The organism is Pantoea sp. YR525 (assembly GCF_900116775.1).
Classification (GTDB): domain Bacteria; phylum Pseudomonadota; class Gammaproteobacteria; order Enterobacterales; family Enterobacteriaceae; genus Pantoea; species Pantoea symbiotica.
On record NZ_FPBU01000022.1, the window covers coordinates 1 to 5,258 of the forward strand.

General features: G+C 46.2%; 5 protein-coding genes, 4 tRNA genes and 1 rRNA gene. 2 read left to right on the top strand and 8 right to left on the bottom strand.

All coding sequences use genetic code 11. From position 1 onward, the window contains the following. The 5 genes from BM323_RS24110 to BM323_RS24130 form a co-directional block, all read right to left on the bottom strand. A partial coding sequence (locus tag BM323_RS24110; RefSeq protein WP_254773311.1) for a GTP-binding protein occupies positions 1–302 on the bottom strand: 302 nt, incomplete at its 3' end. Between the two features lie 107 nt (positions 303–409). Further along, a tRNA-Thr gene (locus tag BM323_RS24115) sits at positions 410–485 on the bottom strand. A 5-nt stretch (positions 486–490) separates the two neighbouring features. Beyond that, positions 491–565 (bottom strand) — tRNA-Gly (locus BM323_RS24120). Positions 566–757: 192 nt separating this feature from the next. Continuing rightward, positions 758–842 (bottom strand) — tRNA-Tyr (locus tag BM323_RS24125). 7 nt (positions 843–849) lie between these two features. After that, a tRNA-Thr gene (locus tag BM323_RS24130) sits at positions 850–925 on the bottom strand. Positions 926–1,253: 328 nt separating this feature from the next. Between BM323_RS24130 and BM323_RS24135 the strand changes: the two genes are divergently transcribed. Both BM323_RS24135 and coaA read left to right on the top strand, forming a co-directional pair. Further along, complete coding sequence (locus BM323_RS24135) at positions 1,254–1,811, top strand: GNAT family N-acetyltransferase (RefSeq protein WP_008106984.1); 558 nt, start codon at positions 1,254–1,256, stop codon at positions 1,809–1,811. Between the two features lie 202 nt (positions 1,812–2,013). Further along, a complete protein-coding gene (gene coaA, locus BM323_RS24140) occupies positions 2,014–2,964 on the top strand; it encodes a type I pantothenate kinase (RefSeq protein ID WP_036649080.1) in 951 nt (316 codons plus the stop codon). A gap of 61 nt (positions 2,965–3,025) precedes the next feature. Here coaA and birA read toward each other — a convergent pair whose 3' ends face one another. From birA to rrf, 3 genes are all read right to left on the bottom strand, one after another. Then, positions 3,026–3,988: a bifunctional biotin--[acetyl-CoA-carboxylase] ligase/biotin operon repressor BirA gene (birA, locus tag BM323_RS24145; protein WP_008106989.1), complete on the bottom strand. Its 963-nt coding sequence runs from the start codon at positions 3,986–3,988 to the stop codon at positions 3,026–3,028. Beyond that, positions 3,985–5,022: a UDP-N-acetylmuramate dehydrogenase gene (gene murB, locus BM323_RS24150; RefSeq protein ID WP_008106991.1), complete on the bottom strand. Its 1,038-nt coding sequence runs from the start codon at positions 5,020–5,022 to the stop codon at positions 3,985–3,987. Before murB ends, birA begins: the two co-directional genes overlap by 4 nt. A 148-nt stretch (positions 5,023–5,170) precedes the next feature. Beyond that, positions 5,171–5,258, bottom strand: a 5S ribosomal RNA gene (gene rrf, locus BM323_RS24155); the annotation flags it as partial.

Sequence of the window (5,258 nt, forward strand, 5' to 3'; positions counted from 1 at the left end):
CCGTCCATCTGTGCAGCACCGGTGATCATGTTTTTCACATAATCGGCGTGGCCTGGGCAGTCAACGTGCGCATAGTGGCGATTCGGGGTTTCATACTCAACGTGAGAAGTGTTGATGGTGATACCACGTGCTTTCTCTTCTGGCGCTTTATCGATCTCGTCGAATTTGCTTGCTTTACCGCCGTAGGTTTTAGCCAGCACGGTAGTAATTGCTGCCGTCAGGGTAGTTTTACCATGGTCGACGTGACCGATGGTGCCCACGTTTACGTGCAGTTTGTTACGCTGAAATTGCTCTTTAGCCATCGCTAGTCCCTCTAAGACACGGATATATCGAAGATATCGTCATATCAACCAGGCATTGCCTGACTGTTTGGTTTACAGAGAGAGAATCAGGAGAGAGATAAAGGAAGTGGTGCTGATACCCAGAGTCGAACTGGGGACCTCACCCTTACCAAGGGTGCGCTCTACCAACTGAGCCATATCAGCACATCTGGAGCGGGCAGCGGGAATCGAACCCGCATCATCAGCTTGGAAGGCTGAGGTAATAGCCATTATACGATGCCCGCATCCTGGAACTCGGCTACCTGTTCTTTCTGTAGCTTATGAATAATAAAAGAAGACCTTCTATTATTCGAGCCGGTCAGAGTTTCTGACCAACTTTGATTGCGCTAACGCACAATCTGAAATTCGAAGGTGAGAGATGAATAACTCACCCATCAGACAAAGACTTTATCTGATGCCCAACCAGGAGGTTGAGATGGTGGTGGGAGAAGGATTCGAACCTTCGAAGTCTGTGACGGCAGATTTACAGTCTGCTCCCTTTGGCCGCTCGGGAATCCCACCTACTTGATGGTGCCGGCTACCGGAATCGAACTGGTGACCTACTGATTACAAGTCAGTTGCTCTACCAACTGAGCTAAGCCGGCATCAAGTGGAGCGCATTCTAGGAAGACCCGAAGAAGGATGCAACAAAAAAATCGCCAAAATTGTTCTATCGCTTACTATTTGTGCAAATCATCTCAAATTAGCTATCTCATGCAGTAAAATCATCCAGAACATGTCCATTTTTACACCAATTCGTCGATTGGTTTTCTCTGTATCAACATCATTTCCAATGCACATATTTGAAGCGCACTGCCTTTCTACTGTGCAAATTTAGAAATTTTTTTGTGAAAACATCCTCCATAGCCGTTTTTTCGGCTGGTCCGCATTTTGCTTATCTATTAAATCGGGTCATTAAATGGAGTGTGTCGTATGAATATTGTTCAGATTACTGCAGAAACATTACCCCGTTATCGCCAGGCTTTGGCTGCCCTGATGATAGACGCGGTAAAAAACAATATGACTTCGGCATTCCAACATTCGCAAAAGATGCAACAGTATCAGGATGCCGAGCGTTATTTTCATAGCTTGCGCAACCAAATGGCACACCATGAGCTGCTGTTATGGATCGCTATCATCGACTCGGTTGTGGTGGGAAGCATACAGCTCAACATTTGTCAGCGCCCAGATGGACAAAATCGCGCGGAGGTTTTACAGCTGCTCGTGCATTCCAGCAATCAACGAGAAGGAATCGGGCGCAGATTAATACAGACGCTTGAGCATAAGGCAGAAAGCTATCAACGTGGGCTACTTTATTTGGATGTCATGGCGGGTTCTGTGGCAGAAAATTTCTACCGGGCACATGGCTACCACTATTTAGGGGAATTGCCCGACTATGCATTATGCGCGGATGGGCATCCTCATCCCGGCGCGATTTACTATAAACGTCTACGTACCAGCCCAGCAGAAAATGTAGCGACAAGCTACTGACCGACAAGAAAAATGCGGGTACGCTTGCGAAAGCGTGCTCCTGTTTATCATTTTACTTCTTTTTAAAGTCACACTGGTGTTACCCTCCTGCCCATTGTTCTCGTTAATTACCCCTGTGACGTGCAATTGAGTTTGATACATCGTTGTATGCCTAATGCAGCAAGGTGTTGATGAATCAGAATTTGCACTCAGATGCATGCTTATGAGTAAAAAAACGACACCTCTTACTACGCCCTATTTGCAGTTTAATCGCCAGCAATGGGCAGCACTGCGCGATTCAGTACCAATGACGTTGGCTGAAGGTGAAATTGAGCGTCTGCGTGGTATCAATGAAGACCTTTCATTAGAAGAAGTGGCCGAGATTTATCTGCCGCTATCGCGTCTGCTTAATTTCTATATCAGTTCTAATCTGCGTCGTCAGGCAGTGCTTGAGCAATTCCTTGGCACTAATGGGCAGAAAATCCCTTATATCATCAGTATTGCCGGCAGCGTTGCGGTAGGAAAAAGCACAACCGCTCGTGTGCTTCAGGCGCTGCTTAGCCGCTGGCCAGAACACCGCAAAGTTGAACTGATCACTACTGATGGTTTTTTGCATCCTAATGCCGTGCTCAAAGAACGCGGTTTGATGAAGAAAAAAGGGTTCCCGCAATCTTACGATATGCATCGCCTGGTTAACTTCGTATCTGATTTAAAATCGGGTGCTAACCAGGTAACAGCGCCGGTTTATTCTCATCTGATTTACGATGTCATTCCGGATGGCGATAAAGTCGTACAACAGCCTGATATTCTTATTCTTGAAGGATTGAATGTGCTGCAAAGCGGTATGGACTATCCTCACGATCCTCATCATGTATTTGTGTCTGATTTCGTGGATTTTTCAATTTACGTCGATGCACCAGAGTCCTTACTCGAGAGCTGGTATGTAAATCGATTTTTGAAATTCCGTGAGGGCGCGTTTAGCGATCCAGACTCTTATTTCCATCACTATTCGCAATTACCAGAAGAAGATGCACTCGATATTGCGCGCGGGCTATGGCAAGAGATTAACTGGCTTAATTTAAAGGAAAATATCCTGCCTACACGTGAACGGGCCAGCCTTATTATGACTAAGTCGGCTGATCATGCTGTGCAAAGTGTCCGCTTGAGAAAATAGCCTTTTTTAATAAAATGCCCATAAAAGATTGTGGGCATTTTAATTTGTTAGTTGGTATGCATTAATTGTCTGGACGCAGTGAAATCTCGCCCCCGACCCAGGATTTAATGACTCCATCCTGCTCCAGTAATAAACCGCCCTGCTTATCAATACCTCGCGCAATGCCATATACTTCACGATCCCCTATAAGAAGCTTTACTGGGCGATTAATGAAGTTATCAAGGACTTCCCAACGAGAGACAAAAGGCGCCAAACCATCGCGCTCAAAAATGGGTAACGCTTCACGCAGGCTATTGATCAACTTCGCAGCCAACTCGTTCCGATCAATATCAACTCCAGCTTCCTGAAGATTAATCCAACCCTGATTAATTTCCGCCGTACCTTCTGAACGCATCAGCAAATTGACGCCAGCACCTATAACGATCTGAGCGGCATCGCCGGTTTTACCGGTTAACTCAACTAAAATACCGGCAAGTTTACGATCGTTAAGATAGAGGTCATTTGGCCATTTCACCCGTACATCCGGCGCACCCAATGACTGAATTACTTCTGCCATGATGATACCAATCACCAGACTCAGGCCCATCGCCGCGGCTGGCCCCTGCTCCAGGCGCCAATACATGGACATATACAGGTTGGAACCAAACGGAGAAAACCACTTACGTCCGCGACGTCCGCGCCCTGCTTGCTGATATTCGGCAATGCATGCGTAGCCAGACGGCAATTGATCCATCCGATCCAGCAAATACTGGTTGGTAGAATCGATTACAGGAATCACCGCCAGATTAGGTTGATGCAGGTGAGATAGAATGACTTCTTCATCCAGTAACTGGATAGGTTCCGGTAAGCTATAGCCCTTACCCGTTACCGTATATACATCCAGGCCCCAGCTTTTCAGAGTCTGTATATGTTTATTGATCGCTGCACGGCTCATGCCAAGCGCTTCGCCCAGTTGTTCACCAGAGTGAAATTCACCATCAGCCACTAATGCCACCAACTTTAACGGCACGCTATTATCTTTCATGAAATTACCTCAACGGCGTTACGCTCACCTCGAGCACCGATAAAGCGCACTTCTGGCTCCAGCCAAACATCAAATTTTTGACCGACTCTATCTCTGACCAGATGTGCCAAATCAACAATATCCTGTGGAGTGGCATGATTTTCATTAATCAGCACCAAAGCCTGTTGGCGGTGAACTGCAGCACCTCCAACACGAAAACCTTTAAGGCCACATTGATCGATCAACCAGCCAGCTGCTAATTTCATTTCACCGCTGGCCTGAGGATAATGAGGAATAGCTGGCCACTGCTTAATTAATGCAGTTGCATGCTCAGCTGTGATGAGCGGATTTTTGAAGAAACTCCCCACATTGCCTGTAATTTTGGGGTCAGGCAGTTTGCTTTGACGCATATGGCAAATAGCATTGAATATATCCCACGCACAAACTGTTGCTGGGTTTAATTTAGTAAGATCGCCATAAGTCAGAACAGGTTTCCACTGTTTTGCCATACGTAATCCCACTGCAACGATGACATAGTCATTCTTCATTGCATGTTTAAAAACGCTATCGCGGTAGCCAAACTGACACTCTTCCCGATACAAACGAATAATCTTTTGCGTTGGAAGATGTAAAGCTTCAACGTAATGACAGATATCTTTAAATTCGACACCATATGCACCGATATTTTGAATCGGTGCTGAACCTGCCATGCCGGGAATTAGCGCCAGGTTTTCCAATCCTGTAATGCCCTTCTTCAGCGTCTGTTCAACTAAAGCATGCCAATTTTCGCCAGCACCAACATGTAAATGCCATGCTTCATCATGCTCTTCGATAGTTATGCCTTTAATCGCATTAACGACCACAGAGCCGCTGAAATCTTCCAAAAAGAGTACGTTGCTCCCTTCGCCTAATACAATAAAGGGCTGATTTAATTGCTGACTGTTTTTCCAGGCAAGGGTAATAGCGTCAGGAGTTTCAGCGATGGTAAGCGTTTGGGCATTGATCGCAAGACCAAGGGTGTTGAAAGCTTCTAGGGATGTATTGGGGCTGGACATTTCACGGCCTTTACTGATTAATCTGGCCGTAGTTTACCTGATCAGCAGGTTGCTAGTTTGATGTTTTCGTATTTCTGGTGGGATATTACTAATGTACAAACGTAAAAAAGCCCCGAACTTTCGTTCGGGGCTTTTTTACTTATTTGATGCCTGGCAGTTCCCTACTCTCGCATGGGGAGACCCCACACTACCATCGGCGCTACGGCGTTTCACTTCTGAGTTCGGCATGGGGTCAG

What these genes read in the sequence shown, in the direction of transcription:
- BM323_RS24135 (WP_008106984.1), top strand. Translation starts at nt 1,254, where the DNA reads ATGAATATTGTTCAGATTACTGCAGAAACATTACCCCGTTATCGCCAG.
- coaA (WP_036649080.1), top strand. Translation starts at nt 2,014, where the DNA reads ATGAGTAAAAAAACGACACCTCTTACTACGCCCTATTTGCAGTTTAAT.
- birA (WP_008106989.1), bottom strand. Translation starts at nt 3,988, where the DNA reads ATGAAAGATAATAGCGTGCCGTTAAAGTTGGTGGCATTAGTGGCTGAT.
- murB (WP_008106991.1), bottom strand. Translation starts at nt 5,022, where the DNA reads ATGTCCAGCCCCAATACATCCCTAGAAGCTTTCAACACCCTTGGTCTT.